We start from the raw sequence: 25996 nt of genomic DNA, 5'->3' as shown, positions 1-25996 counted from the left end.
CGGGGTGCGGTGCTCGCGGATGTCCCCGCTCGGCTGCGGCGTACCGCTGTCGGGGACACCCTCGGGTGCTCCTGCCCCGCGGGCGCCGCCGCCACCCTCGCGCCGCCGGCCGCCCTTGCCTGCCTGGTCTTCTGCCACCCCGTCAGCCTATGCGGTGGCCGGCGTGCCCACCGGCGAGTTGTACCGGCGGTAACTTTCCCCGTCCGTACCCCTACCGCTCGGTATGCGACTGCTCTACCCTCCCAACAGTGCCAGTGATTACTGGCGGAATGGGAGGCGGTGGCATGGGCCAGCACGAGCGCGAGCATGTGCGGGTGGCGGTGATCGGGTCGGGGTTCGGCGGGCTCGGGGCGGCGGTTCGGCTGCGGCGCGAGGGGATCACCGACTTCGTCGTCCTGGAGCGGGCCGGCTCCGTCGGCGGCACCTGGCGCGACAACAGCTACCCGGGGTGCGCCTGCGACGTACCCTCGCACCTCTACTCCTTCTCCTTCGCGCCCAACCCCGACTGGCCCCGCACCTTCTCCGGGCAGGAGCACATCCGCGCCTATCTGGAGCATGTCGCCGACGTGTTCCGGCTGCGGCCCCACATCCGGCTCGATCATGAAGTCACCATGATGCGCTGGGACTCGGACGCGTTGTGGTGGGAGATCGAGGTCGCCCATGGGGCCACCCTCACCGCTGACGTCGTCGTCTCCGCCACCGGGCCGCTCTCCGATCCCAAGATGCCCGAGATTCCGGGGCTCGCCTCCTTCCCCGGCAAGGTGTTCCACTCCGCCCGCTGGGATCACGACTACGACCTGCGCGGCAAGCGGGTCGCCATGGTCGGTACGGGCGCCTCGGCGATCCAGATAGTGCCGTCCATCCAGCCCGACGTCGCCCGGCTCACGCTCTTCCAGCGGACGCCGCCCTGGGTCATGCCGCGCATGGACCGCGAGATCACGGGAGCCGAGCGCTGGCTGCACCGGCAGCTGCCGTTCACCGGGGCCGCCCGGCGCGGACTCCTGTGGGGCATACGGGAGTTGCAGGTCAGCGCCTTCACCAAGCGGCCGAACGAGCTCGGGCTCATCGAGTCGATCGCCAAGTCCAACATGGCCCGGTCCATCAAGGATCCGGCTCTGCGGGCCAAGCTGACCCCCGACTACCGCATCGGCTGCAAGCGGATCCTGCTGTCCAGTGCGTACTATCCGGCGCTCGCCGAGCCCAATGTCGACGTCGTCGCCTCCGGGCTCGCCGAGGTGCGCGGGTCCACCGTGGTCGCGGCCGACGGCACCGAGGCCGAGGTCGACGCGATCATCTTCGGCACCGGGTTCCACGTCACCGACATGCCCATCGCCGACCGTGTCGTCGGCGCCGAGGGGCACACGCTCGCCGAGTCGTGGAAGGACGGCATGCAGTCGCTGCGCGGCGCGACCGCCGCCGGGTTCCCCAACTGGATGACGATCATCGGGCCCAACACCGGCCTCGGGAACTCCTCCATGATTTTGATGATCGAGTCCCAGCTCGCCTACATGGCCGACTATCTGCGGCAGCTGAACGTGCTCGGCGGGAGGGCCGCGCTCGCCGCCCGGCCCTCCGCCGTCGGCGCCTGGAACCGGCGGGTGCAGGAACGCATGAAGCGGACCGTGTGGAACACCGGCGGCTGCACCAGCTGGTACCTCGACGCGGGCGGCCGCAACACCACCGTCTGGCCGGGCACCACCAGCGAGTTCCGCCGCGAGACCCGCGAGGTGGACCTGGCGGAGTACGAGGTCGTACGCGCCCCGGTGCGCGAGCCCGTCGAAGCGCCGGCGGTGTCCGCGTGAGGCGGCACGGGGTGTACACCCCGCCCGTCGCCGAGCGCGAGCTCACCGCCCGCTCCGCCGACGGCACCCCGCTGCACGTCGAGGTGCACGGGCCCGCGGACGCGCCCGCCGTCGTGCTCGCACACGGCTGGACCTGCTCGACCGCGTTCTGGGCGGCGCAGATCCGGGCGCTGTCCGGCGAGTGCCGGGTCATCGCGTACGACCAGCGCGGTCACGGGCGTACGCCCGCCGGCTCGGGCTACTCCACCGAGGCGCTCGCCGACGATCTCGAAGCGGTGCTCGCCGCGACCCTCGCGCCGGGTGAACGGGCCGTGCTCGCCGGGCACTCCATGGGCGGCATGACCCTCATGGCGGCCGCCGGGCGGCCCCGCCTGCGCGAGCACGCGGCGGCGGTCCTGCTGTGCAGCACGGGCGCCTCGCGCCTGGTGGCCGAGTCGCGGGTGGTGCCGATGCGGGCCGGGCGGCTGCGGACCGGGCTCACCCGGCGCATCCTGGGATCGGGAGCGCCGCTCGGGCCCGTCACGCCGCTCGCCAAGAAGATCCTGCGGTACGCGACGATGGGGCCCGGGGCCGCGCCCGAGCGGGTCGAGGCGTGCGCCCGCATCGTGCACGCCTGCCCGCGCCAGGTGCGCCAGGACTGGTCGCATGTGCTGGAAGGGCTCGAACTCGGCCTGCTCGTACGGGAGTTGGCGGCGCCCACTGCCGTGGTGGTCGGCAGCGTGGACCGGCTCACTCCCTCCGTGCACGCGGAGCGGATCGCGGCCGGGCTGCCCGACTGCCGCTCCCTCGACGTCCTCACCGGCGTCGGGCACATGACGCCCGTCGAGGCGCCCGAATTCATCACCGACAAGATCCGCGCGCTGGTGGCCACGCACCTGGTGGCCCCCGCCGTCGACGCCGAGGAGCGTGCCGTATGAGCAGGGTCAGTCTTGAGGGGCAGGTCGCGGTCGTCACCGGTGCGGCCCGGGGCGTCGGCGAACTCCTCGCACGCAAGCTGTCCGCGCGCGGTGCCAGGGTCGCGCTCGTCGGGCTCGAACCCGACGAGCTGAAGCGGGTCGCGGCGCGGCTGCACACCGAGGCCGAGTCCTGGTACGCGGACGTCACCGACCACGCGGCGATGGCGCGGGTCGCGGGCGAGGTCAAGGAACGGTTCGGGAAGGTCGACATCGTCGTCGCGAATGCGGGGGTCGCCTCCGGGGGGCCGTTCGCCGACTCCGACCCGGACGCGTGGCGCCGCGTCATCGAGGTCAACCTCATCGGCGGGGCCGTGACGGCTCGCGCCTTCCTGCCCGTACTGATGGAGTCGCGCGGGTACTTCCTCCAGATCGCCTCCCTCGCGGCGATCACCCCGGCGCCGATGATGACGGCGTACTGCGCGTCGAAGTCGGGGGTCGAGGCGTTCGCGCACAGCCTGCGGGCGGAGGTGGGCTACAAGGGGGTGCGGGTCGGGGTCGGGTACCTGTCGTGGACGGATACGGACATGGTGCGGGGCGCCGACCAGGACGAGGTGATGCGTGAGCTGCGCTCCCGGCTGCCGTGGCCTGCCAACCGGACGTATCCGCTGGGGCCCGCCGTCGATCGCATCGTTGCGGGGATCGAGCGGCGGTCCTCGCACGTGTACGCGCAGGGGTGGTTGCGGGGGATGCAGTCCGTGCGGGGGTATCTGCCTTCGGTGATCGGGGTGGTGGGGGCCCGTGAGATGCGGCGCTTCGAGCCGCGGCTCTCCGGGGTCGGGCGGGGGCTGGTCGGGGCGGGCGGGGCGGCGGACGAGGAGGCCCGGGGCACTTTCCCCACCCCGCCCCTTCCCTAGACCCTCCGGGGGTGTGGACGGGCTGAACTGGTCTCCTGGGGCTCCGCCCCAGACCCCGGGAGGCCCCACCCCACCCCTTCCCGAAACCCGCCGGGGGTGAGATGTCTGGGTACGGCCCGGTGGTCGTGTCCTGGGGCTCTGCCCCAGACCCCGTATCGCGCCTTAAGGGCGCTCGTCCTCAAACTCCCCCAAGGCCTCAAGGGCCAGGGGGGGGACCCCATGACGGGCTGAAGATGCCGGTGCTGGCCAGCAATCGACGCTGCTAGGGGCGCGGGGCTGTGACATCGTGCGGCTCCGCCGCGTGGGCGCGACCAGCCACGCACGGTCCGCGGCCGGAAGGGTGTTTGGGGGCGCGGGGAACTGCGCGAGCAACCACGCACGGTCCGCGGGCGAAGGCGGGTTCAGGGGCGCGGGGAACTGCGCAACCCCGCATCCCCGGTCCGCAGGCCGAGAATGCTGCGGGGTTGGGGGCCGCCCCAAGGCACCCTCAGCCCCCCACCCCCCGCGGTGGCAGCTTGGGGCGCTGGAGGTTTGGCGTTGTCGCATAGCCCGGTGGGGCCGACGCCGGGTGGAGGGTCAGGAGGTCCAGGGCCAGGCGGACCGCGTCGTCCAGCTGGGCGTGGCGTCCCTCCGCCCAGTCCAGCGGCGTGCGCAGGATCTCCAGGTCCGGTTCCACCCCGTGGTTCTCCACGGACCACCCGTACTCGTCGAACCACGCCGCGTTCATCGGCACCGTGATGACCGTGCCGTCGCCCAGGGTGTGACGGCCCGTCATGCCCACCACCCCGCCCCAGGTGCGCTGGCCCACCACCGGGCCCAGTTTGAGCAGGCGGAACGCTGCCGTGATCATGTCGCCGTCCGAGGACGTCGCCTCGTCCGCCAGCGCCACCACCGGACCCCGAGGTGCGTTCGACGCGTATGACACCGCCTGGGCGTTTCGCGTCAGGTCCCAGCCCAGGATGCGGCGGGTCAGTTTTTCCACCACCAGTTCGCTGATGTGGCCGCCCGCGTTGCCCCGCACGTCCACGATCAGCGCCGGGCGGCTCACCTCCAGGCGCAGGTCCCGGTTGAACTGGGCCCAGCCCGAGCCGCCCATGTCCGGGATGTGCAGATAGCCGCACTTGCCGCCGCTCAACTCCCGTACCACCTCGCGGCGTTTGGCCACCCAGTCCTGGTAGCGCAGCGGGCGTTCGTCGACCAGGGGGACCACGGCCACCCTGCGCGATCTGCCCTCGCCCTCCGCCGGCTGGAACGTCAGCTCCACCGTCGTGCCGCCCGCGCCCGCAAGCAGGGGGTAGGGGCCCGCGACCGGGTCGACCGGGCGGCCGTCCACATGGGTCAGGACCGCGCCCTCGCGGATGCCCGCGCCCGCGAGCGGGGAGCGTGCCTTGGAGTCGGAGGAGTCGCCCGGCAGGATGCGCCGGATCTGCCAACTGCCGTCCCTGCAGACCAGGTTCGCGCCGAGGAGGCCCTGTGCGCGCTGGTAGTGCGGGGGGCCTTCGTTGCGGCGGGCTGCCGTCACGTACGCGTGTGAGGTGCCCAGTTCGCCCAGGACTTCGCGGAGGAGGTCCGCGAACTCGTCGGGAGAGGCGACCCGTTCCACCAGCGGGCGGTACTGGTCCAGGATCGTCGACCAGTCGATGCCGCACATCTGCGGCTCCCAGAAGTAGGAGCGGATGATGCGGCCCGCCTCGTCGTAGGCCTGGCGCCATTCGAGTGCCGGGTCGACATCGTGCAGGATGCGGCGCAGGTCCAGGTAGACCGTGGAGTCGCTGTCGCCCGTCTCCGTGGCCGGGACCGCCCGCAGCTCGCCCTCGTCCACGACCACCAGGCGGCTGCCGTCGCCGCTGATCGCGAAGTAGTCCAGGTGGTCGACCAGTTCGGTCTTGCGGGCCTTGGAGATGTTGAAGTGTTCCAGGGTGGGGCGGCCCGAGGTGTCGGCCGGGTTGGCGAAGGTCTCGCCAAGGGCGCCCGAGATCGGCCAGCGCAGCCACACCAGGCCACCCCCCGACACCGGGTGCAGGGCCGAGTACTTCGACGCCGAGACCGGGAAGGGGGTGACCCGGTTCTCCAGGCCCTCCACCTCCACCGTCACCGTGCCGTCGGCCGAGTCGTCCAGGGGGTCCATGCCGCCCGCCGCCGGCCGGCCGTCCGGTGAGAGCGCGAACGGGGACGGTGTCGCCGAGGACAGCGGCACCAGGTAGGGGCGGCAGCCCAGCGGGAACGACAGGTCGCCGGTGTGCACGTCGTACACCGGGTCGAAGCCGCGCCAGGACAGGAACGCCAGATAGCGGCCGTCGCTGGTGAACACCGGGTTCTCGTCCTCGAAGCGGCCGTTGGTGACGTCCACGACGGTGCGGGCGCCGGGCCCCGAGATGCGGGCCATCTTGATCTGGCGCAGCGAGCGGCCGATCCCCGGGTGCGACCAGGTCACCCAGGCCCCGTCGGGCGAGAACGCGAGGTCGCGGACCGGGCCGTTGATGGAGCGGATGAGCTCGGTGACCTCTCCTCCCCCGGACTCCGTCCGGGAGGTGCCCCCGGATTCCTCCGTCACGTCGATGAGCAGCAGGCGGCCGTCGTTCGAGGCGATCGCCAGGCGCTCGCCGTCGGGGTCGGACACCATCTCCTGGACCCGGCCGAGCTCGCCCGCCGCGAGGCGCCTGGGCTCGCGCTCGCCGCTCGCGCGCGGCAGGAAGGCGATCTCGACCGCGTCCTCGCCGTCCGCGTCTGTGATGTAGGCGACCTGGCCGCCGCTGCCCAGCATCTCGGGCAGCCGGACCCGTACGCCCGGGGTGTCGGCGATGGTGCGGGCCGGGCCGTCGCGGTGGGTGAGCCAGTACAGGCTGCCGCGCACCACGACGGCGCTGGCCCGGCCGGTCGTGTCCACGGACAGGGCGTCCACGTGGTTGGCGGCCGGGACCTGGTAGCTGCGCCGCCCGGCGCGGGGTCCGCCGAGCCGTACGTCCAGCTTGCGCGGTACCGAGTCGGGGGTGAGGTCGTCCACGATCCACAGGTCGCCCGCGCACTGGTAGACGACCCGGCGGCCGTCGCTGGAGGCGTGCCGGGCGTAGAAGGCGTCGTGGTCGGTGTGCCGGGTCAGGTCGCTGCCGTCGGGCAGGCACGAGTACAGGTTGCCGACGCCCTCGTGGTCGGAGAGGAAGGCGATGCGGCCCTCGACGAACATCGGTGAGTCGAGGTGGCCGCCGATGTCGGGCAGCAGCCGTCTGCCGTGCAGCCACAGGCGGCCGGTGGCGCCGCCGCGGTAGCGCTTCCAGGCGGCCGGCTCGTGCGGCGGCTTTCCGGTGAGCAGCAGGGTGCGGCGCTCGCCGTCGACATCGGTGACGGCGATGTCGGAGACCGGGCCCCAGGGGAGCTTTCCGCCGGGGGAGCCGTCGGTGGGCACGCTGTAGGCCCAGGAGAAGTACGAGAACGGCTGGCTGTGGGAGGACACCGCGAGAATGTCGCCGTCGGGCGTCCAGCCGCACACCCGGGTGTCGGAGGACCCCCAGTACCCGATCCGGCGGGCCGGGCCGCCGGTCACCGGGGCCAGATGGATCTCCGGGTCGAGGCTGCGCCAGGTCGTGTACGCGATCTGGCGGCCGTCGGGCGAGAAGCGGGGGTGGCCGATCTTGGTGCGGTCGACCGTGACCCGCCAGGCGCGGGACGGGCTGTGCCCGGCCGGCACGAGGGGGGCGACCCACAGGTCGTCCTCGGCGGCGAAGCACAGCAAGTCGTCGTGCAGATGCGGGAACCGGAGGTACGCGGCGTCGTCACTCACTCCCCAATGCTTTCCGCGGGAGGTGGCCGCGGCAACTCGTAGGAGCGCTTTATTCCGTTCCGACACCTGTGGCCGACGACACAAGCGAAACGGTTCCGTTTCGCTTCGGGGGAGGGTTACCTTCGTACGGTACGAAGAGTTCGGTACGCACATGTCGTGCGCCCCGTTCGTACGTACACGTCGTGCGCGCAAGGAGAGGAGGTCGATCATGGCGGGCAGGCTCACCCCGGAACGCGAGGCAGAGCTCTACGAGGCCGTGCTCGACCTGCTGCGCGAGGTCGGTTACGACGCCCTCACCATGGACGCCGTCGCCACCCGCACCCGCTCCAGCAAGGCCACCCTCTACCGCCAGTGGGGGAACAAGCCCGAGCTGGTCGCGCGCGCCCTGCGGCACAACAAGCCGGTCAGTCTCGCCGAGATCGACACCGGCTCGCTGCGCGGCGATTTCCGCGAACTGCTCTCCCGCGAGGACGACTGCAAGCTGGAGAAGGACTCCGCGCTGATGCGGGGTCTGATGCGGGCCGTGCACGACAACCCCGATCTCCACCAGGCACTGCGGGAGCTGCTCATCGAGCCGGAGATCACCGGTCTCGACGCGGTGCTGCGACGCGCCGTGGACCGCGGTGAGGTCCGCGGGGACAACCCCGCGTTGTCCTATGTTGTACACATGCTGGTCGGCGCGTTCGTCGCCCGGCAGCTCATCGAGGACCGCCCGGTCGACCGGGCCTTCCTCGGCCATTACATCGACGCCGTGGTCCTCCCCGCCCTCGGCGACCCCTGCTAGACCCCCTCCCCGAGCACCACCCGCCCCACCTGACGCACGCCGCTCTCGTCGTCGGGCTGGTTCCCCATGCCCTGCTGGTTCCATACGACTTGACCGGGAGTACGCCCTCGTGGCCACGTTCCTCTATCGCCTAGGCAGGTTCGCCTTCCGGCGCCGCCGCTATGTCGCCCTGGTGTGGGTGGCGCTGCTCGCCCTCGCCGGGTTCGGCGCCGCCTCCGCCACCACCGCCACCTCCTCCTCGTTCTCGATCCCGGGTACCGAGGCGCAACGCGCGTTCGACCTGCTCAAGGAGCGGAACCCGAACGTGCGCGCCGACGGCGCCACCGCCCGGATCGTCTTCAAGGCGCCCGCGGGCCAGAAGATGGCCGACCAGGCCAACAAGGCCGCGGTCGAGAAGACGGTCGCGGGCCTGAAGGCCGGCTCGGACCAGGTCGCCGCGGTGACCGATCCGTTCAAGGCCAACGCCGTGTCGGAGAACGGCAAGGGCCCGATCGCGTACGTCCAGGTCTCGTACAAGGTCAACGCGATGGAGCTGACCGACGACACCCGCGACGCGCTCAAGAAGAGCGGGGACGAGGCGAAGAAGGCCGGGCTCACCGTCGAGATCGGCGGTGACGCCCTGCAGGCCATGCCGGAGCAGGGGGCCGGCGAGATCATCGGCGTGATCATCGCGGGCGTCGTCCTGGTGATCACCTTCGGCTCGCTGGTCGCGGCCGGGCTCCCGCTGCTCACGGCGCTCATCGGTGTCGGCATCGGCATCTCCACGATCACCGCGCTCGCCAACGCGCTCGACCTCGGCACCACCACCGGCACCCTGGCGATGATGATCGGGCTCGCGGTCGGCATCGACTACGCGCTGTTCATCGTCTCCCGCTACCGGGCCGAGCTGGCCGAGGGCAGGGAGCGCGAGGAAGCCGCCGGACGGGCCGTCGGAACGGCCGGTTCCGCCGTGGTGTTCGCCGGTCTGACCGTGGTCATCGCGCTGGTCGGCCTCGCCGTCGTGAACATCCCGATGCTCACCAAGATGGGCGCGGCCGCGGCCGGCACGGTCGTCATCGCCGTCCTCATCGCGCTCACCCTGATCCCCGCGCTGCTCGGCTTCGCCGGCAAGCGCGTGCTCGGCCGCAAGGCCCGCAAGGCCTACGAGCAGGGCGACAGGGCCGCCGAGGGCAAGCCCAACATGGGCACCCGCTGGGCGAGCTTCGTGCTGCGCAAGCCGGTGTGGGTGCTGCTCGTCGGCGTGCTCGGCCTCGGCGCGATAGCGCTGCCGGCGAGCTCGCTCCAGATGGGCCTGCCGGACGACGGCTCGCAGCCGACCTCCACCACGCAGCGCCGCGCCTACGACACCCTCTCCGAGGGCTTCGGGCCCGGCTTCAACGGGCCGCTCATGGTCGTCGTCGACGGCAAGGACAGCACGAACCCGCAGGCCGCCGCCAACAAGACGGTCGACGCGATCAAGAAGCTGCCGGACGTGGGCCCGGTGCTCCCGCCCCAGTTCAACAAGGACAACGGCAACAACACGGCGACCATCACGGTCATACCCAAGTCCAAGCCGTCCTCCACCCAGACCGAGGACCTGGTCCACTCGATCCGGGACACCAACGCGTCGGTCAAGGCCGAGACCGGGGCGAAGCTCCTGGTCACCGGCTCGACCGCGATGAACATCGACTTCTCGCAGAAGATGAACGACGCCCTGCTGCCCTACCTGGCACTCGTCGTCGGGCTCGCCTTCCTGCTCCTGATGGTGGTGTTCCGCTCGGTCCTGGTCCCGCTGAAGGCGGCCCTCGGCTTCCTGCTCTCGGTGGTCGCGGCCCTCGGCGCGGTCGTCGCGGTCTTCCAGTGGGGCTGGCTCGGCGCGCTGTTCGGCGTGCAGCAGACCGGCCCGATCATGTCCATGATGCCGATCTTCATGGTGGGCGTGGTCTTCGGTCTCGCGATGGACTACGAGGTCTTCCTGGTCACGCGGATGCGCGAGGCGTACGTCCACGGCGAGCGGCCGGGGCAGGCGATCGTCACCGGGTTCAAGCACGGCGCCCGGGTGGTGACGGCCGCCGCCGTGATCATGATCGCGGTGTTCTCCGGCTTCATCGGCTCCAGCGAGCAAATGATCAAGATGATCGGCTTCGGCCTCGCGATAGCGGTCTTCTTCGACGCGTTCGTCGTCCGCATGGCGATCGTGCCCGCGGTGCTCGCGCTGCTCGGCGCGAAGGCCTGGTGGCTGCCGCGCTGGCTGGAGAGGGTGCTGCCGAACGTCGACGTCGAGGGCGAGGGCCTGCGCAAGCAGGAGGCCGAGCTCGACGGTGACGGCGACCCCGACGGGCGTCGCGAACTGGCGCGGGTCTGACCCCGCCTCCCTGAACGCCGGGACCCCGCGAACCGAGCGGCCGCGGGTCCCGGCCGACGTCGGCGGCCTGTGGGGACGGGACCGCCGGCGCCCCTCGGCCCCTCGTGCGTACCGCGCACGGGGGGCCTCCGCATGCCCGGGGAGGTCAGTGGCGGCGGCCCGCGGGGGACGGGGCCGACCGCGTGTCGGTGGCGTAGGTGTGGCTCAGGAAGCGGACCAGGGGCGAGTTGTCGAACTGGACCACCGCGACTCCGTCCGGCGAGTGGAATTCGAGGACCGTCTGGGCGCGGCCGCACGGCCACACCTCCACATCGCCCCGGCGGGCGGGCGCGCGCAGCCCCGATTCGAGGAGGTCGCGCGGGAAGACCCATTCGTTGTCGCCCGGGAAGGCGAAGCAGACCGTGCCGGGGGAGTCGGCCGGGTCGTAGCGCAGCTTCACCGGGACGGGGTTGGTGAGCGGGGCGTCCGTGACGATGCGGGCCCGGGCGTGATCCTCGACGGAGCGGCTTTCGGCGTGGTCCTCGGCGTGGTCCTCGACTGCGGGGGACATCGGTCGCTCCTCACGCTGGGTGCTGCTTGGAATCCGGTTCGCGCTATTTGGTATCAAATGTCCCATATTTTTCGGGTAAACCCCCAGCGAGTCGGCTTGGCATCTAGTACTGAGCCGCTCTTGCGAAGGGTTCGCAACAGGGCACTATCATCAAACGGTTCTGCGCATGCCGCGCAGGGAAGAGGGCCCCACGGGAAATCGGAGTCCCCCCATGCACGTACCCGATGGATTCATCAACGCACCTGTATCGGCGGTCACAGGTGTGGTCGCCGCCGGAGCCGTCGCCGTCAGCCTGCGCGGGGCGCGCAGGGAACTCGACGAGAAGACGGCGCCGCTCGCCGGTCTCGTCGCCGCGTTCATCTTCGCCGTGCAGATGCTGAACTTCCCCGTCGCGGCCGGCACCAGCGGCCATCTGCTCGGCGGCGCGCTCGCCGCGATCCTCGTCGGGCCCTACACCGGTGTCCTGTGCGTGTCCGTGGTGCTGCTCATGCAGGGCATCCTCTTCGCCGACGGCGGGCTCACCGCGCTCGGCGTGAACATCACCGACATGGCGATCACCACCACCGTCGTCGCCTACGCCCTCTTCCGCGGCCTGGTGAAGGTGCTGCCCCGCACCCGCCGCTCCATCACCGTCGCCTCGTTCGTGGCCGCGCTGCTCTCCGTCCCGGCCGCCGCCCTCGTCTTCACCGCGATCTACGCCCTCGGCGGCACCACCGACGTGCCGATCACCAAGGTGCTCACCGCGATGGTCGGCGTGCACATCCTGATCGGCATCGGCGAGGCCGTGATCACCGCGCTGACCGTGGGCGCCGTCATCGCCGTACGCCCCGACCTCGTGCACGGGGCCCGCGGCCTGACCGCACCGCTCAAGCTGCGCGTCGGCGGCGAACTCGTCGACGCGCCGGCCGCCGCCCCCGCCGCGGCCCGCACCCGCTCCACGAAGAAGGTGTGGGGCATCGGCATCGTCACCGCGCTCGTCCTCGCCGGGTTCGTCTCCTTCTACGCCTCGGCCAGCCCCGACGGCCTGGAGAAGGTCGCCCACGACAAGGGCATCGACGCCAAGACCAAGCAGCACGCCACCTCCGACTCGCCGCTCGCCGACTACTCCGTCAAGGACATCGGCGACGCCCGCCTGGCCGGCGGCCTCGCCGGGGTGATCGGCGTCGGCGTCACCGTCGCGGTGGGCAGCGGCGTGTTCTGGGTGGTGCGCCGCCGCCGTACCGAGCCCGCCCCCGAGCGCACCCCGGAAGCGGTCTGACGTGGGTGCGGGCCACTCCCACCGGCTCTACCGGCACGGCCACTCGCCCGTCCACGACCTGCCCCCGCACTGCAAGCTCGCCGCAGTGTTCCTGTTCGTGGTCGTCGTGGTGTCCACACCGCGCGAGGCGATGTGGGCCTTCGCGCTGTACGCCGTACTGCTCGCCGGCGTGGCGGGCGCGGCCCGCATCCCGGCCGGGTACCTCCTGAAACGGCTGCTGATCGAGATCCCGTTCGTGGCGTTCGCGGTGCTCATGCCGTTCGTGGTGCCCGGCGAGCAGGTGCACGTGCTCGGCCTCTCGCTCAGCGAGAACGGGCTGTGGGGTGCCTGGAACGTACTCGCCAAGGGAACCCTCGGCGTCGCCGCCTCCGTGATCCTCGCCTCCACCACCGAACTGCGCGCCCTGCTGCTCGGCCTGCAGCGCCTGCGGCTGCCGCCCCTCCTGGTCCAGATCGCGTCCTTCATGATCCGCTACGGGGACGTGATCACCGACGAGATGCGCCGCATGTCCATCGCCCGCCGCTCGCGCGGCTTCGAGGCACGCGGGGTGCGCTCCTGGGGTGTCCTCGCCAAGTCGGCCGGCGCACTCTTCATCCGCTCCTACGAACGCGGCGAACGCGTCCATCTGGCGATGGTCAGCCGCGGCTATGCCGGGGCCATGCCGGTGATCGACGAAGTGACGGCGACCCGGGCCCAGTGGACGCGGGCCGTGGCCCTCCCGGCGGCGGCGCTGGCCGTGTGCGTGCTGGGCTGGACGCTGTGAGAGGTACTCCCATGACTGAGGCAACGATGAACGCTGTGAACGTCCCCTCCCTGGAAGTGTCGGGGCTGGCCTTCGCCTACCCCGACGGCCATCAGGCGCTGTTCGGCGTCGACCTGACGGTGGCGCGGGGCGAGCGGGTCGCGCTGCTCGGCCCCAACGGCGCGGGCAAGACCACGCTCGTACTCCACCTGAACGGCATCCTGGAGGGCGGCGCCGGTTCGGTGAGGGTCGCCGGTCTTCCGGTCGCCAAGAAGAACCTCGCGGAGATCCGGCGCCGGGTCGGCATCGTCTTCCAGGACCCCGACGACCAGCTCTTCATGCCGACGGTCCGCGAGGACGTGGCCTTCGGCCCGGCGGCGTCGGGCGTGCGGGGTGCGGAGCTGGAGGAGCGGGTTCTGGCCGCCCTGGCCCAGGTGGGGATGGCGGAGTACGCGGACCGGCCTCCGCACCACCTGTCCTTCGGGCAGCGCCGCCGGGTGGCCGTGGCGACGGTCCTCGCCATGTCCCCGGAGATCCTGGTCCTGGACGAGCCGTCGTCCAACCTGGACCCGGCGTCGCGGCGCGAACTGGCCGACATCCTGCGGGGGTTGGACGTGACGGTGCTCATGGTGACCCATGATCTGCCGTACGCGCTGGAGCTGTGCGGGAGGTCGGTGATCCTGAGCGAGGGGGTCATCGCGGCGGACGGCCCCACGGGGGAGGTCCTGTCCGACGCGGCCCTGATGCGAGCGCACCGCCTTGAACTCCCGTTCGGCTTCGACCCGTCGTCGACGGCGGCGCTCCGCTAGGGGGCGGTTCGTCTTTCGGCGCGGGCCGGCTGTTCTGCGCAGTTCCCCGCGCCCCTAGAACCCCGCTTTCGGCCGCGGGCCGTGCGTGGCTGGTCGCGCAGTTCCCCGCGCCCCTAAAACCGCCTGTCCGGCGTTTGAGGACGAGCGCCCGTCGGGCGCGAACGGGGTCTGGGGCGGAGCCCCAGGACACCTCGCTTCACCCTTCCCAACCCCCGGAGGCCATGCGGCGGAGCCGCAGAGTGTTGCGGCGGGAAGGGGCGGGGTGGGGCCATCGGGCACCATGGGGTGAGGGCACCACCGCGGCGCCCGGCAAGACGGGGAGTGATCGTGGTCGACGTACAGGGCGCCGTAGCACCGGGCTACGAGCCCGTGAGGGACGCCTTCGTGCGGAACTTCGAGCAGCGGGGCGAGCGCGGAGCGGCAGTCGCCGTGTACCGCCACGGCCGCAAGGTCGTCGACCTGTGGGCCGGCACCAAGGACGTGGACGGCACCGCCCCCTGGGCGCTGGACACCGCCCAGATAGTCCGCTCGGCCACCAAGGGCGTGGCTGCCGCAGTCCCCCTCCTCCTGCACCAGCGCGGCCGCCTCGACCTGGACGCCCCGGTGTCGACGTACTGGCCCGAGTTCAAGGCGGCCGGCAAGGAGCGCACCCTCGTACGGCACCTCCTGTCGCACCGCGCCGGGGTGCCCGTCCTGGACCACCCGCTCACCCCCGCCGAGGCCGCCGACGGCGAGAGCGGACCGGCCGCCGTCGCCGCGCAGCCGCCGGCCTGGGAGCCCGGCACCGCGCACGGCTACCACCCGCACACCTTCAGCTGGCTGATCGGCGAGCTGGTCCTCCGCGTCACGGGCCGCACCATCGGCCGCTGGATCGCCGAGGAGATGGCCGCTCCGCTCGGCCTGGACCTGTGGGTCGGCCTGCCGCCCGAGCAGGCCCACCGGGCGGGCCGGGTCGCCCGGATCGAGGCCCCCGAGGTGCCCGGCGCGCTGCGGGCCCGCCCCAAGAGGGCCGTCGCCGAGGCCTACGCCGACCCCGCCTCGCCGACCCGCCGCGCCTTCGGCGCCATCGACCCCGCCCCGGACGAGAACGACCCGGTGTACCGGGCCGCAGGGCTGGCCGGGTCCACGGGCATCGCCACCGCCCGCTCGCTTGCCCGCTTCTACGCCGCCCTGATCGGCGAAGTCGACGGCGCGGCACGACTGTTCGCGCCCGCCACGCTCACCCTGGCCCGCACCGAGGAGAGCGCGGGCCCGGACCGCACGCTGGTCGTGAACACCCGCTTCGGCCTCGGCTACATGCTGCACGGCAGCGCCTCGCCGCTGCTCGGTGCCGGATCCTTCGGCCACCCGGGGCGCGGCGGCCCGCTCGGCTTCGCCGACCCCGAGTCGGGCATCGCCTTCGGCTACGTCACCAACGGGATGGCCAGGTCGGTTACCGCCGATCCCCGTGCCCAGGCCCTGGTACGGGCACTACGTTCGACCGTATGACGCATCCGCAGCAGACCATCCGGGCAACACGCTTCGAAGGACACGCGGTACTGATCACCGGCGCGGGGCGCGGCATCGGCGCCGCCACCGCGCGCAGACTCGCCGCCGAGGGCGCCCAAGTCCTCGTCACCGACGTCGAGTTGGCGCGGGCCGAGACCGTGGCCGCCGAAGGGAAGGGTGCCGTCGCCCGGCACTGCGACGTGTCCGACCGGGCGTCGGTGGAGGCCGCGGTCGCCTTCGCCGTCGAGGAGTTCGGCCGGCTCGACGTCCTGGTCAACAACGCCTACTCCTGCAGCCCGGACGCCGCCCGCTTCGAGGACCAGGACGACGAGAGCTGGGCCCGCGACCTCGACATCAGCCTCACCGGTGCCTTCCGCTGCGCCCGCGCCGCCCTGCCGCACCTCGCCGCGTCCGGCCGGGGCGCGATCGTCAACATCGGCTCGGTCAACGGCGCGCAGGACTTCGGCAACCACGCCTACAGCGCCGCCAAGGCGGGCCTCGCCTCGCTGACCCGTACGCTCGCCGGGGACGCCGCGCCGCGCGGGGTGCGGGTCAACCTCGTCGAGCCCGGCACCGTCCACACCCCCGGCTGGGACGGCCGCGAGGCCCAGCTGGAGCGGATGGCGCGGATGTACCCGCTGGGCAGGGTCGGCGAGCCCGAGGACATCGCGGCGGCCGTCGCCTTCCTCGCCTCGGCCGACGCGTCCTGGATCACCGGCACCACCCTGCGCGTCGACGGCGGCCTCCTCGCCGTCAACACGGGCCTCCAGCGGGCGGCCCGCGGGGAGTGACGCCCCCGGCCGCGGGCGCCGGTGCGGCTCACCCCGCCCGCAGCATCAGGCCGATGCCCACCACCAGGAGGCCCGCCGCGGCGATCCGGGGGGCGCCGAAGCGCTCCTTGAAGAAGACCGCGCCGATCGCCGCTCCCACGATGATCGACGATTCGCGCAGCGCCGCGATCGGGGCGAGCGGCGCTCTGGTCTGCGCCCACAGGACGAGCCCGTACGCGGTCACCGACAGGGCCGCGCCAAGGAGCCCGCGGGCCGCGAACGGGCGCAGTTCCACGGCCAGTTGGGACCTTCGGCGGTATACGGCGTAGGCGGGGATGGCCAGGCCCTCCAGGATCATCAGCCAGGCGATGTAGCCGAACGAGGAGCCGGAGGCGCGTACGCCCATGCCGTCGACGACCGTGTACCCGGCGATGGCGAGGCCGGTGGCGAGGGCCGCGAGGATGGCCGGCCAGTTCGGCCGCGAGCCGCGCAGGCCCCACAGGGCGACTCCGACCAGGCCCGCGCAGGCCACGCTCACGCCCGCCAGCTGCCAGGCGTTCGGCATCTCGTGCACGAAGACCGCGGCGAGCACGGTCACCACCAGCGGCGCCGTGCCGCGCGCGATCGGATACATCTGCCCGAAGTCACCCAGCGTGAACGACCGCATGAGCAGCAGCATGTACGCGACGTGCAGCGCCGCCGAGACCAGCAGATACGGCCAGGCCCCGCCGGCCGGCAGCGGCACGAACGGCAGCGCGAGCAGCCCGATCAGCGCGCCGCCGCCCGATATCAGGGTGAAGGAGAGCAGCTGGTCCTTGAGGTGGTGGGCCAGCGCGTTCCAGCTGGCGTGCGTGAGGGCCGCGAGCAGCACCGCGCACGTGACGGTCAGCGTCACTTCTGCTCGGACACGTCGACGAGGGTGCCGCCCGCGTGCGCGATCAGCGTCTTCGGGTCGAGCGGGAAGACGGTGTGCCCGGTGCCCGCCGCCGCCCACACCACGGGGTGGTCGAGCAGCCCCCGGTCGGCGAGCACCCGGGTGCGGGTGAGATGCCCGAACGGCGGGACCCCGCCGATCGCGTAGCCGGTGGTCGCCCGGACGAGATCGGCGTTCGCCCGCCTGACCTCCCCGGCGCCCAGCTCCCGGCGCACCAGCTCCACATCGACGCGCGAGGAGCCGTCCATGAGGACGAGCACGGGTACCCCGTCCGCCTCGAAGACCAGCGACTTGACGATCTCGCCGACATCGCAGCCGATGGCGGAGGCCGCCTCGGCGGCGGTCCTGGTGGCGTCGGGGAAGCCGCGCACCTCGACGTCGAGGCCGAGGGTGCGCAGCGCCTCGGCGAACCGGGGGTGGGCAAGGGGTTCCTTTGAGCTCATGGCCCGCACGCTACTGGTGGGTGTACGGGCCATGCGAGGGGGTTTCGCAGCCCGGTCACTGAGCTGCGAAGGCCTCCTCAGCCCGCGCGCAGGACCTGCGCCACGATGGGCCCGGCGGCGTCCCCGCCGTGCCCGCCGGACTGCACCAGGGCAGCTGCCGCGAGGTCGTCGCTGTACCCGGTGAACCAGCTGTCCGACTTGTTCTGGCCGTCCTTCTCGGCGGAGCCGGTCTTGGCGCCCTTGTCGCCGCCGACGCCCGCCATGGCCTCGGTCGCCGTTCCGTAGGAGGCGGTCGCGGTGATGTGCATCATCGCGCGCAGCTGGCCGGCGATGCCCGAGGGCAGCGGGTCGGCCTGGGCCAGCGCGCGGCCGTCCAGGGACTGCGGCACGATGACCGGCTGGCGGAAGCGGCCCGACTGCGCGGTCGCCGCGATGGACGCCATGTCGAGCGGGCTCATCTGCACCTTGCCCTGACCGATGTACGCCGCCGCCGTCTCGGCACCCGCGGAGGCGGGCACACTGCCGTCGAAGGAGGGCACGCCGACCTTCCAGTCCTGGCCGATGCCGAAGTAGTTGGCCGCCACCCGACCCAGCGCCCCGTCGTCGTTCACGTCGTCGACGAGCTTGATGAAGGCGGTGTTGCAGGACCGGGCGAAGCTCTTGGAGAAGGGCTGGCCGTCCATCGAGAAGTTGTTGAGGTTGTGGAAGGTGACCCCCTGCCACATCGCGTCCGCCGGGCATTCGGCCGGCTTGTCCGGGGACGCCTTGCCCTTCTCGATCAGCATCGCCGAGGTGACGATCTTCATCGTCGAGCCGGGCGCGACCCGGCCCTGGAGCGAGGCCGGGAACTTGTCGTTGCGGTTGTCCGCGACCGCCCGGATCTCACCGGTGCTGGGCTTGACGGCCACCACCGACGACTCCCCGAACCGCTTCACGGCCTTCTCGGCGGCCGCCTGCACATCCGCGTCCAGGGTCGTCTTCAGCTTGCCCGGCGTGCCCTTCTGCAGGGTGATCAGCGTGCGGGCCGGGGTGCCGTTGCCCTGGATCTGGAGCTCGATGCCCGGCGTGCCGTCCACCTTCGCGCCGTACTTCTCGCGCAGCCCGTCCAGGATCGCGCCCAGCGAGGGGTACTGCTCCTTGGCCAGCGGGCGGTCCTTGTAGTCGACGGCCTGGATCTCGGGGTTCTGCGCCTTGTCCGTCACCAGGCGGTCGCCCGTCTTCAGCTGCGGGTGCAGCACCGCGGGCTGCCAGTCCACCAGCGCCTTGTGCGTGGACTGGCCGCGTACGACGGTGAGCCGGGAGGCGTAGGACAGCGGGGCCGTCCTTCCCTCGAAGGAGACGTCGGCCTTGACCGTGTACGGGACGACCGGCCCGTTCGGCGCGCCCGGGGTGACCACCACGTTCGTGATGTGCGCCTGGTCGCGGAAGCCGGTCAGCGCGGCCGAGGCGCCCTGCTGGTTGTTGGTCAGGGCGGCGGCCCCCGCCGCGTCGCCCTTCGCCCAGGCCTGGAAGAACCCGGTGGAGGTCTCCTTGATCTCGTCCGCGCCCGGCGGCCCGGTGCGCGCGGGCGCGCCCTGCGTGTGCGTGCCGCCGGAGCCCTTGCCGTCGCCCCCGCCCACCATCTCGTACGCCCCGAACGCCACGCCTCCGGCGACCACGACGAACACCCCGCCCGCGATGGCGACCTTCGCTCCACTGCGCATTCCGCAGTTCCCCTCCCCAGGAGTCCCCCGAACCTCTTGAACATGTTCAAGGGTTACTTGGGGGTGACTCTACGGGACGGCAGTGACAGTGGTGCTCTGAGTTGTCGAACGGTTACCGGAACGCGACCGGCATCACACCCAGCTGTCCAGCCACATCCGGCTGCGCCAGGAGTCGAGCGGGATCGCCGTGCCGGTGTAGATCGGCCAGAAGTACACGAAGTTCCACACGATCAGCAGGACGAGCACGCCCGCCCCGATCGCCCCCACCGCGCGCCTTCGCTCGTCCGAGCCCGGTGGCCCGATGATCGCGCCGATCATCATCGCCACCGCCAGACACAGGAACGGCACGAACACGACCGCGTAGAAGAAGAAGATCGTCCGCTCCTGGTACATGAACCAGGGCAGGTACCCGGCCGCGATGCCGCACGCGATCGCGCCGGCCCGCCAGTCGCGTCGGAAGAACCAGCGCCACAGGACGTACAGGAGCGCGAAGCAGCCGGCCCACCAAAGGAGCGGGGTGCCGAGCGCGAGGACCTCGGCGGCGCACTTGCCGCTCGTGCTGGTGGGGCAGCCCTGGGTGCCGGGGCCGGGGCTCTCGTAGTAGTAGGAGACGGGGCGGCCGAGCACCAGCCAGCTCCACGGGTTCGACTGGTAGGTGTGGCCCTCGGTGAGGCCGACGTGGAAGCTGTAGACCTCGGTCTCGTAGTGCCAGAAGCTGCGCAGCGAGGCCGGCACCCAGCTCAGGTCGAACTGCGGCAGGTGGTTGATGGTGCCGATGACCGGCAGCTTGATGTGGTCGGGGGACAGGCCCGCACGGCCGTCCGCCCAGTGCCGGCCGTACCCCTTGTCGGTGACGAACCAGCCCGTCCACGACGCCATGTACGTGGCGATCGCGACCGGCACCGTGGAGAGGAACGCCCAGAACGCGTCCCGGCGCAGGACCGCCCGGTAGGGGGTGACCGCCCCCGCCGTGCGCCGGGCGCCCGCGTCCCACAGGACGGCCATCACACAGAAGAAGACCAGGATGTAGAGGCCGTTCCACTTGGTGCCGCAGGCCAGGCCCAGCATGAGCCCGGCGCCGATCCGCCACGGCCGCCAGCCGAACCTCAAGCTCGCCGCGATCTCGGCGTCCGGGCGCAGCTGCCCGTCCTCGCCCTCGGGCAGCGCGGCCGCCAGCTTCGCCCTCGTACGGTCGCGGTCGACCAGGAGGCAGCCGAAGGCGGCCACCACGAAGAACATCAGGACCGTGTCGAGCAGCGCGGTGCGGCTCATCACGAAGTGCAGCCCGTCGACCGCGAGCAGCGCGCCCGCCAGGCACCCCAGGAATGTCGAACGGAAAAGCCGCCGCCCGATCCGGCAGATCAGCAGCACCGACAGGGTGCCGAGCACGGCGACCATGAAGCGCCAGCCGAACGGCGTGAAGCCGAACATCTTCTCGCCGATGCCGATCAGGTACTTGCCGACCGGCGGGTGCACCACATAGCCCGGCGCGGTCGGCACCGCGATCAGATCGGGGTTGGCGAGGATCGACTTGTCGATGTCCTTTGGCCAGTCGCCCTCGTAGCCGTGGTTGATGAGCGCCCAGGCGTCCTTGGCGTAGTACGTCTCGTCGAATATCACCGCGTGGGGGGCGCCCAGGTGCCAGAACCGCATGAGCCCCGCGACCAGCGTCACCAGGAGCGGCCCCGCCCACGCCGACCAGCGCACGATGCGCGCCGCCCACAGCGGGGAGATGCCGAGCACCGTCCACAGCTGCCCGGAGGGCCGGGTGAACGGAGGCACCAGACGCTCGCGCAGCCCGGTTCTCGGCCGCACGACATGGCCGAACCGGCGCATGCGGTGCGGCCAGGAGGGCGGCTCGTCCCCGGCTTCGTGGCCCGGCAGGGTCTGTGGCGCAGTACTGGTCACCGCGCCATCGTAGGGAACTCACCTATGGGAGTCCCGTGGCCGGGCCCGGCGGCTCGGGCGCCGCCGGGCTGCGAGGATGGTTCGTGTGACCGGAACTCTCGTACTCGCAGGCACCCCCATCGGCGACACCGCGGACGCCCCGCCCCGGCTCGCCGCCGAACTGGAGCGGGCCGACGTCGTCGCCGCCGAGGACACCCGGCGGCTTCGCCGGCTGACCCAGGCGCTCGGCGTGCACACCCAGGGCCGGGTCGTCTCCTACTTCGAGGGCAACGAGTCCGCGCGCACCCCCGAACTGGTCGAGGCCCTCGAAGGCGGCGCCCGGGTGCTGCTCGTCACGGATGCGGGCATGCCGTCGGTCTCCGACCCCGGATACCGCCTGGTCGCGGCCTGCGTCGAGAAGGACATCAAGGTCACGGCCGTACCGGGCCCCTCGGCGGTGCTCACCGCGCTCGCCCTGTCCGGCCTTCCCGTGGACCGCTTCTGCTTCGAGGGGTTCCTGCCGCGCAAGGCCGGCGAGCGCCTCGGCAGGCTGCGCGAGGTCGCCGACGAGCGGCGCACGCTGGTCTACTTCGAGGCCCCGCACCGGCTCGACGACACCCTGGCCGCGATGGCCGAGGTGTTCGGCGCCGGGCGGCGCGCGGCGGTGTGCCGGGAGCTGACCAAGACGTACGAGGAGGTCAAGCGCGGCCCGCTGAAGGACCTGGCTCAGTGGGCGGCCGAGGGCGTGCGTGGCGAGATCACGATCGTGGTCGAGGGCGCGCCCGAGACGGGCCCCGCCGATCTGGACGAAGCCGAGCTGGTCAGGCGCGTACAGGTGCGGGAAGAGGCGGGGGAGCGGCGCAAGGAGGCCATCGCGGCCGTCGCCGTCGAGACGGGTCTGCCCAAGCGCGAGGTCTTCGACGCGGTGGTGGCGGCAAAGAATGCGGCACGTCAGGGCCCCGCGGCAGGTAAAGGACTATCGTAAAAAGTAAAACGCAGGCCGCGCACCGGGGCAGGGAAAAGCACGCAGCCCTAGGAAAGGCCAAGACCACGCCAACTCTCGACAGCCCCTGATGCGCTTTGGCCGCGAAAGGCGTCTCCTGGATCGGGGACGCTTTCGCCCCCGCTCGCAAGAGCGCTCGCAAGAGCTTGTCCAGCGGACAAGAGGAGCCGGCACATGAGTGAGATCGCTGAGACCACGGCACACGAGGCATATGCCTTCGCGTGCATGAGGTGTGGATATGGCTGGGAACAGGCGTACGAGATAGAGCACCACACAGACGCCACTGGCCAGGCATTCGTCATATACAAGGCCAACGGCGAACGGGTGCCCTCTCCGCTGTCCGCCCCCACCTGCCTCAACTGCGGCGGGCACGTGGTGCGCATCATGCGTGCCGGGCGGGTGTCGTCCGCACAGCAGTGGCTCAAGGACCACGAAACGAAGCCGGCCAAGTCCGGGCTGGACGAGACGGCCGAGACCGCCGAGCCCCACGTGAAGCCGGAGCACCACTGGCACCTGTCGGACCTCCTGCACCCCTTCCACCGGAGGTAAGTGCCCGCACGTACGTGACCGGCCGCGACGGGGGCGCGCCCCTTTCGTAGGATCGCCCGTATGAGTGCCAAGGATGCCCCTCCGCCCCTGCCCGAGCCCCTCGGAGTGGCGGTGGCCGATTCGCACACCCACCTGGACATGCAGGACGGCACGGTCGAACAGGCCCTGGAGAAGGCCGCGGCCGTGGGCGTCACCACCGTGATCCAGGTGGGCTGCGACGTGAAGGGCTCCCGGTGGGCGGCGGAAACCGCCGAGGCGTACGCGCCCGTGCACGCCGCCGTCGCCCTGCACCCCAACGAAGCCCCCAGGATCGTCCACGGAGACCCCGACGGCTGGTCGCGCCAGGGCGCGCGCGGCCCCGGCGGCGAGGGCGCGCTGGACGAGGCCCTCGCCGAGATCGAGCGGCTCGCCGCCCTGCCCTGGGTCAAGGGCGTCGGCGAGACCGGCCTCGACTACTACCGCACCGGACCCGAGGGCAAGGCCGCCCAGGAGCGGTCCTTCCGGGCGCACATCGAGATCGCCAAACGGCAGGGCAAGGCGCTCGTCATCCACGATCGCGAGGCGCACGCCGATGTGCTGCGTATTCTGCGCGAGGAAGGCGCCCCGGAACGCACGGTCTTCCACTGTTATTCCGGCGACGCGGAAATGGCCGAACTCTGCGCCGAATCCGGGTACTTCATGTCCTTCGCGGGAAACATGACCTTCAAAAACGCCCAGCCGCTGCGCGACGCGCTCGCGGTCGCCCCGCTGGAACTCGTTCTTGTGGAGACCGACGCGCCCTTCCTCACCCCGGCGCCGTACCGCGGACGGCCCAATGCGCCGTATCTCATTCCGGTCACGGTGCGGGCCATGGCGGCCGTGAAGGGCATTGGCGAAGACGCGCTGGCCGCGGCGATCGCGGACAACACTGCGCGTGCGTTTGATTACTGACCGATAACAGCCTTCGCACGCCACCGGGCGGCGCACAGGGTAGTGCTACGACACTGCGTAGTCGAGTTGCTTTGGAGAGTGACCGTTGCTCCGCTAGTGTCCCGGGCCGCACCATCGGACCGGACCCTGGAGCGTCGTGAGCAATTCGCAGGGCAGTCACCGTGCCGCACGCGGCGGCCACCGCGCCGGGACCGCCACGGCAACGCCGCCCTACGGCGTCGCCACCGGCGCTGCCGAGTCCTCCGCGCCCCCCTTCGGCTCCCGTGTGCCCCGGTACGACGGCTTCACGCCCTCCTACGCCGACCACGAGACGCTGGGCGCCCCGGTGACCATCCCCGAGCCGCGCGAACCCGCGGTTCTCCGCCAGGACCTGGAGCCCGGAGGGCGGGCCGGGGCGCGCCGGGCGGCCCGGCGCCGCAAGTCCTCGGGCGGGCCCGACGCGCTGCGCCGGCTCCTCCCGCAGGCCCTCGTCGTCGCGTTCCTGGCAGGCGGCACCTCCGCGTTCGTCGTCAGCGACAAGGCCGTCAGGCTCACCGTCGACGGCGTGCCGCGCACCATGCACACCTTCGCCGACAGCGTCGACGAACTCCTCGCCGACGAGCACGTGCCGGTCGGCACACATGATCTCGTGGCGCCCGGCCCCGCCGCCGAGCTCGCCGGCGGCGACGAGGTCGTGGTGCGCTACGGCCGCCCGGTCCAGCTCACCCTGGACGGGCAGCGCCGCCAGGTGTGGACGACGGCCCGCACCGTCGACGGGGCCCTGCGCCAGCTCGGCGTGCGCGCCGAGGGCGCCTACCTGTCGGCGTCCCGCTCCTCGGAGATCGGCCGCGCGGGCCTCTCCCTGGAAGTACGCACCGAACGCTCGGTGACCTTCCTCGCGGACGGCCGCGAAAGCACCCTGCGCACCAACGCGGCCACGGTCGCCGAGGCCCTGCAGGAAGCGGGCATCTCCCTGCAGGGGCAGGACACGACGTCCGTCACCCCGTTCTCCTTCCCGCACGACGGCCAGACGGTCACGGTCATGCGGATCAGCGGAACGAAGGAGGTGCGCGAGGAGCCGATCCCCTTCAATGTCGAGAAGACCAAGGACGACACGCTGTTCGCGGGTACGCAGGTCGTGGTCCGCCAGGGCGAGCAGGGTGCCCGCAGGGTCACGTACGCGCTGCGTACGGTCAACGGGGTCAAGCAGAGGCCGAAGAAGGTCGACTCGGAGATCGTGCGCGAACCGGTGACCCAGCAGGTCAAGGTCGGCACCAAGGCACTTCCCACCTCGGTGGGCGGCGCCGACCACCTCAACTGGAGCGGCCTGGCCCACTGCGAGTCGGGCGGCCGCCCGGGTGCGCTCGACCCGTCGGGCACCTACGGCGGGCTCTACCAGTTCGACGCGGGCACCTGGCACGCGCTCGGCGGCAGCGGGCGGCCCGAGCAGGCACCGGCCGGCGAGCAGACGTTCCGGGCGAAGAAGCTGTTCGTGAGCCGGGGAGCGAGCCCGTGGCCGCACTGCGGCCGTAGGCTGTATCGGTGAGCACCACTGAGCCCGACGCACTCCTTACCCCCGCCGACATCCGCGAACTGGCCGCAGCGCTTGGCGTACGCCCCACCAAGCAGCGCGGCCAGAACTTCGTCATCGACGCCAACACGGTCCGCCGCATCGTGCGGACCGCCGAGGTCCGCCCCGACGACGTGGTGGTGGAGGTGGGTCCGGGCCTGGGCTCGCTGACCCTGGCGCTGCTCGACGCGGCGGACCGGGTGGTGGCGGTGGAGATCGACGACGTACTGGCGTCGGCGCTCCCCTCGACGATCGCGGCCCGCATGCCGGCCCGGGCGGACCGTTTCTCCCTTGTCCACTCGGACGCGATGCTGGTCCAGGAACTGCCGGGCCCGCCCCCCACCGCACTGGTGGCGAACCTCCCGTACAACGTGGCCGTCCCGGTCCTCCTGCACATGCTGGACCGCTTCCCGAGCATCGAACGCACCCTGGTCATGGTCCAGGCGGAGGTGGCGGACCGCCTCGCGGCGAAGCCGGGGAACAAGGTGTACGGGGTGCCTTCGGTGAAGGCGAACTGGTACGCGGACGTGAAGCGGGCGGGCTCGATCGGCCGCAACGTGTTCTGGCCGGCCCCGAACGTCGACTCGGGCCTGGTGTCGCTGGTCCGTCGTACGTCCCCGGTGGCGACGACGGCCTCGAAGCCGGAGGTGTTCGCGGTCGTGGACGCGGCGTTCGCCCAGCGCCGCAAGACCCTGCGGGCAGCGCTGTCGGGCTGGGCGGGCTCGCCCGCGGCGGCCGAGGCGGCCCTGGTCGCGGCGGGGGTCTCTCCGCAGGCGCGGGGCGAGGCACTGACGGTGGAGGAATTCGCGAGGATCGCGGAGCACCGGGCGGGCTGATCCCCCCCACCCCGCCCCTTCCCGCTG

General features: G+C 71.9%; 21 protein-coding genes. 15 read left to right on the top strand and 6 right to left on the bottom strand.

Annotated elements, in window-relative coordinates; translation table 11 throughout:
* The first annotated feature begins 284 nt into the window (after positions 1 to 284).
* From ABD346_RS19550 to ABD346_RS19540, 3 genes are read left to right on the top strand one after another with little or no spacing between them, the layout of a single operon-like run.
* Positions 285 to 1802 (top strand): flavin-containing monooxygenase, encoded by a 1518-nt coding sequence (locus tag ABD346_RS19550; RefSeq protein ID WP_344376402.1) that lies wholly within the window; start codon positions 285 to 287, stop codon positions 1800 to 1802.
* Positions 1803 to 1813: 11 nt separating this feature from the next.
* The gene (locus ABD346_RS19545) at positions 1814 to 2719 is read left to right on the top strand and encodes an alpha/beta fold hydrolase (protein ID WP_344376400.1); all 906 of its coding nucleotides are present in this window, start codon (positions 1814 to 1816) and stop codon (positions 2717 to 2719) included.
* Positions 2716 to 3612 (top strand): SDR family oxidoreductase, encoded by an 897-nt coding sequence (locus ABD346_RS19540; RefSeq protein WP_344376398.1) that lies wholly within the window; start codon positions 2716 to 2718, stop codon positions 3610 to 3612. Before ABD346_RS19545 ends, ABD346_RS19540 begins: the two co-directional genes overlap by 4 nt.
* Before the next feature lie 487 nt (positions 3613 to 4099).
* Here the strand turns inward: ABD346_RS19540 and ABD346_RS19535 are convergent, their stop codons facing one another.
* Positions 4100 to 7390, bottom strand: a complete 3291-nt coding sequence (locus ABD346_RS19535; RefSeq protein ID WP_344376397.1) for a S41 family peptidase — start codon at positions 7388 to 7390, stop codon at positions 4100 to 4102.
* A gap of 208 nt (positions 7391 to 7598) precedes the next feature.
* Here ABD346_RS19535 and ABD346_RS19530 point away from each other — a divergent pair, with 208 nt between their 5' ends.
* Positions 7599 to 8174, top strand: coding sequence for a TetR/AcrR family transcriptional regulator (locus ABD346_RS19530; protein ID WP_381227433.1), 576 nt, complete (start codon positions 7599 to 7601; stop codon positions 8172 to 8174).
* A gap of 109 nt (positions 8175 to 8283) precedes the next feature.
* Positions 8284 to 10518, top strand: coding sequence for an MMPL family transporter (locus tag ABD346_RS19525; RefSeq protein WP_344376395.1), 2235 nt, complete (start codon positions 8284 to 8286; stop codon positions 10516 to 10518).
* A gap of 145 nt (positions 10519 to 10663) precedes the next feature.
* Here the strand turns inward: ABD346_RS19525 and ABD346_RS19520 are convergent, their stop codons facing one another.
* The gene (locus ABD346_RS19520) at positions 10664 to 11068 is read right to left on the bottom strand and encodes an SsgA family sporulation/cell division regulator (RefSeq protein WP_344376393.1); all 405 of its coding nucleotides are present in this window, start codon (positions 11066 to 11068) and stop codon (positions 10664 to 10666) included.
* 211 nt (positions 11069 to 11279) lie between these two features.
* On the opposite strand from ABD346_RS19520, the gene ABD346_RS19515 reads away from it, so the two are divergent.
* The 5 genes from ABD346_RS19515 to ABD346_RS19495 all read left to right on the top strand — a co-directional run bounded on the left by ABD346_RS19515 (position 11280) and on the right by ABD346_RS19495 (position 16156).
* A complete protein-coding gene (locus tag ABD346_RS19515) occupies positions 11280 to 12326 on the top strand; it encodes an energy-coupling factor ABC transporter permease (RefSeq protein WP_344376391.1) in 1047 nt (348 codons plus the stop codon).
* A gap of 1 nt (position 12327) precedes the next feature.
* Positions 12328 to 13089, top strand: a complete 762-nt coding sequence (cbiQ, locus tag ABD346_RS19510) for a cobalt ECF transporter T component CbiQ (protein ID WP_344376389.1) — start codon at positions 12328 to 12330, stop codon at positions 13087 to 13089.
* An 11-nt stretch (positions 13090 to 13100) separates the two neighbouring features.
* Entirely contained in the window at positions 13101 to 13877 is a 777-nt protein-coding gene (locus ABD346_RS19505; protein ID WP_344376387.1) for an energy-coupling factor ABC transporter ATP-binding protein, read from the top strand.
* Between the two features lie 327 nt (positions 13878 to 14204).
* Complete coding sequence (locus ABD346_RS19500; RefSeq protein WP_381227437.1) at positions 14205 to 15365, top strand: serine hydrolase domain-containing protein; 1161 nt, start codon at positions 14205 to 14207, stop codon at positions 15363 to 15365.
* Complete coding sequence (locus ABD346_RS19495) at positions 15362 to 16156, top strand: SDR family NAD(P)-dependent oxidoreductase (protein WP_344376385.1); 795 nt, start codon at positions 15362 to 15364, stop codon at positions 16154 to 16156. Before ABD346_RS19500 ends, ABD346_RS19495 begins: the two co-directional genes overlap by 4 nt.
* Positions 16157 to 16184: 28 nt before the next feature.
* Here the strand turns inward: ABD346_RS19495 and ABD346_RS19490 are convergent, their stop codons facing one another.
* The 4 genes from ABD346_RS19490 to ABD346_RS19475 all read right to left on the bottom strand — a co-directional run bounded on the left by ABD346_RS19490 (position 16185) and on the right by ABD346_RS19475 (position 21123).
* On the bottom strand, positions 16185 to 17030 hold the full coding sequence (locus ABD346_RS19490) for an EamA family transporter (RefSeq protein WP_344376384.1): 846 nt from the start codon (positions 17028 to 17030) through the stop codon (positions 16185 to 16187).
* On the bottom strand, positions 17027 to 17512 hold the full coding sequence (locus ABD346_RS19485; protein ID WP_344376382.1) for a YbaK/EbsC family protein: 486 nt from the start codon (positions 17510 to 17512) through the stop codon (positions 17027 to 17029). The genes ABD346_RS19490 and ABD346_RS19485 overlap by 4 nt, the downstream gene beginning before the upstream one ends.
* Before the next feature lie 77 nt (positions 17513 to 17589).
* Complete coding sequence (locus ABD346_RS19480; protein ID WP_344376380.1) at positions 17590 to 19215, bottom strand: penicillin-binding transpeptidase domain-containing protein; 1626 nt, start codon at positions 19213 to 19215, stop codon at positions 17590 to 17592.
* A gap of 132 nt (positions 19216 to 19347) precedes the next feature.
* Positions 19348 to 21123 carry a dolichyl-phosphate-mannose--protein mannosyltransferase gene (locus ABD346_RS19475; protein ID WP_344376378.1) on the bottom strand — a complete coding sequence of 592 codons (1776 nt, stop codon included), beginning with the start codon at positions 21121 to 21123 and terminating at the stop codon, positions 19348 to 19350.
* Between the two features lie 85 nt (positions 21124 to 21208).
* Between ABD346_RS19475 and rsmI the strand changes: the two genes are divergently transcribed.
* From rsmI to rsmA, 5 genes are all read left to right on the top strand, one after another.
* The gene (gene rsmI, locus ABD346_RS19470) at positions 21209 to 22087 is read left to right on the top strand and encodes a 16S rRNA (cytidine(1402)-2'-O)-methyltransferase (protein WP_344376375.1); all 879 of its coding nucleotides are present in this window, start codon (positions 21209 to 21211) and stop codon (positions 22085 to 22087) included.
* 192 nt (positions 22088 to 22279) lie between these two features.
* Complete coding sequence (locus tag ABD346_RS19465) at positions 22280 to 22654, top strand: hypothetical protein (protein ID WP_344376373.1); 375 nt, start codon at positions 22280 to 22282, stop codon at positions 22652 to 22654.
* 60 nt (positions 22655 to 22714) lie between these two features.
* Positions 22715 to 23584, top strand: coding sequence for a TatD family hydrolase (locus ABD346_RS19460; protein ID WP_344376371.1), 870 nt, complete (start codon positions 22715 to 22717; stop codon positions 23582 to 23584).
* Positions 23585 to 23720: 136 nt separating this feature from the next.
* Entirely contained in the window at positions 23721 to 25109 is a 1389-nt protein-coding gene (locus ABD346_RS19455; RefSeq protein WP_381227443.1) for a resuscitation-promoting factor, read from the top strand.
* Complete coding sequence (rsmA, locus tag ABD346_RS19450; protein WP_344376370.1) at positions 25106 to 25969, top strand: 16S rRNA (adenine(1518)-N(6)/adenine(1519)-N(6))-dimethyltransferase RsmA; 864 nt, start codon at positions 25106 to 25108, stop codon at positions 25967 to 25969. Before ABD346_RS19455 ends, rsmA begins: the two co-directional genes overlap by 4 nt.
* Positions 25970 to 25996: the final 27 nt, after the last annotated feature.

Origin of the sequence: Streptomyces mauvecolor (genome assembly GCF_039532965.1) — a bacterium.
Lineage (GTDB): Bacteria > Actinomycetota > Actinomycetes > Streptomycetales > Streptomycetaceae > Streptomyces > Streptomyces violascens.
This window is presented reverse-complemented; position numbering and strand designations above follow the sequence as displayed.

Bases quoted from the DNA above. Each gene is read 5' to 3' on its own strand.
- ABD346_RS19505 (WP_344376387.1), top strand. From the start codon at position 13,101: ATGACTGAGGCAACGATGAACGCTGTGAACGTCCCCTCCCTGGAAGTG.
- ABD346_RS19530 (WP_381227433.1), top strand. From the start codon at position 7,599: ATGGCGGGCAGGCTCACCCCGGAACGCGAGGCAGAGCTCTACGAGGCC.
- ABD346_RS19460 (WP_344376371.1), top strand. From the start codon at position 22,715: ATGAGTGCCAAGGATGCCCCTCCGCCCCTGCCCGAGCCCCTCGGAGTG.
- ABD346_RS19550 (WP_344376402.1), top strand. From the start codon at position 285: ATGGGCCAGCACGAGCGCGAGCATGTGCGGGTGGCGGTGATCGGGTCG.
- ABD346_RS19480 (WP_344376380.1), bottom strand. From the start codon at position 19,215: ATGCGCAGTGGAGCGAAGGTCGCCATCGCGGGCGGGGTGTTCGTCGTG.
- ABD346_RS19465 (WP_344376373.1), top strand. From the start codon at position 22,280: ATGAGTGAGATCGCTGAGACCACGGCACACGAGGCATATGCCTTCGCG.
- ABD346_RS19495 (WP_344376385.1), top strand. From the start codon at position 15,362: ATGACGCATCCGCAGCAGACCATCCGGGCAACACGCTTCGAAGGACAC.
- ABD346_RS19540 (WP_344376398.1), top strand. From the start codon at position 2,716: ATGAGCAGGGTCAGTCTTGAGGGGCAGGTCGCGGTCGTCACCGGTGCG.
- ABD346_RS19520 (WP_344376393.1), bottom strand. From the start codon at position 11,068: ATGTCCCCCGCAGTCGAGGACCACGCCGAGGACCACGCCGAAAGCCGC.
- ABD346_RS19515 (WP_344376391.1), top strand. From the start codon at position 11,280: ATGCACGTACCCGATGGATTCATCAACGCACCTGTATCGGCGGTCACA.
- ABD346_RS19485 (WP_344376382.1), bottom strand. From the start codon at position 17,512: ATGAGCTCAAAGGAACCCCTTGCCCACCCCCGGTTCGCCGAGGCGCTG.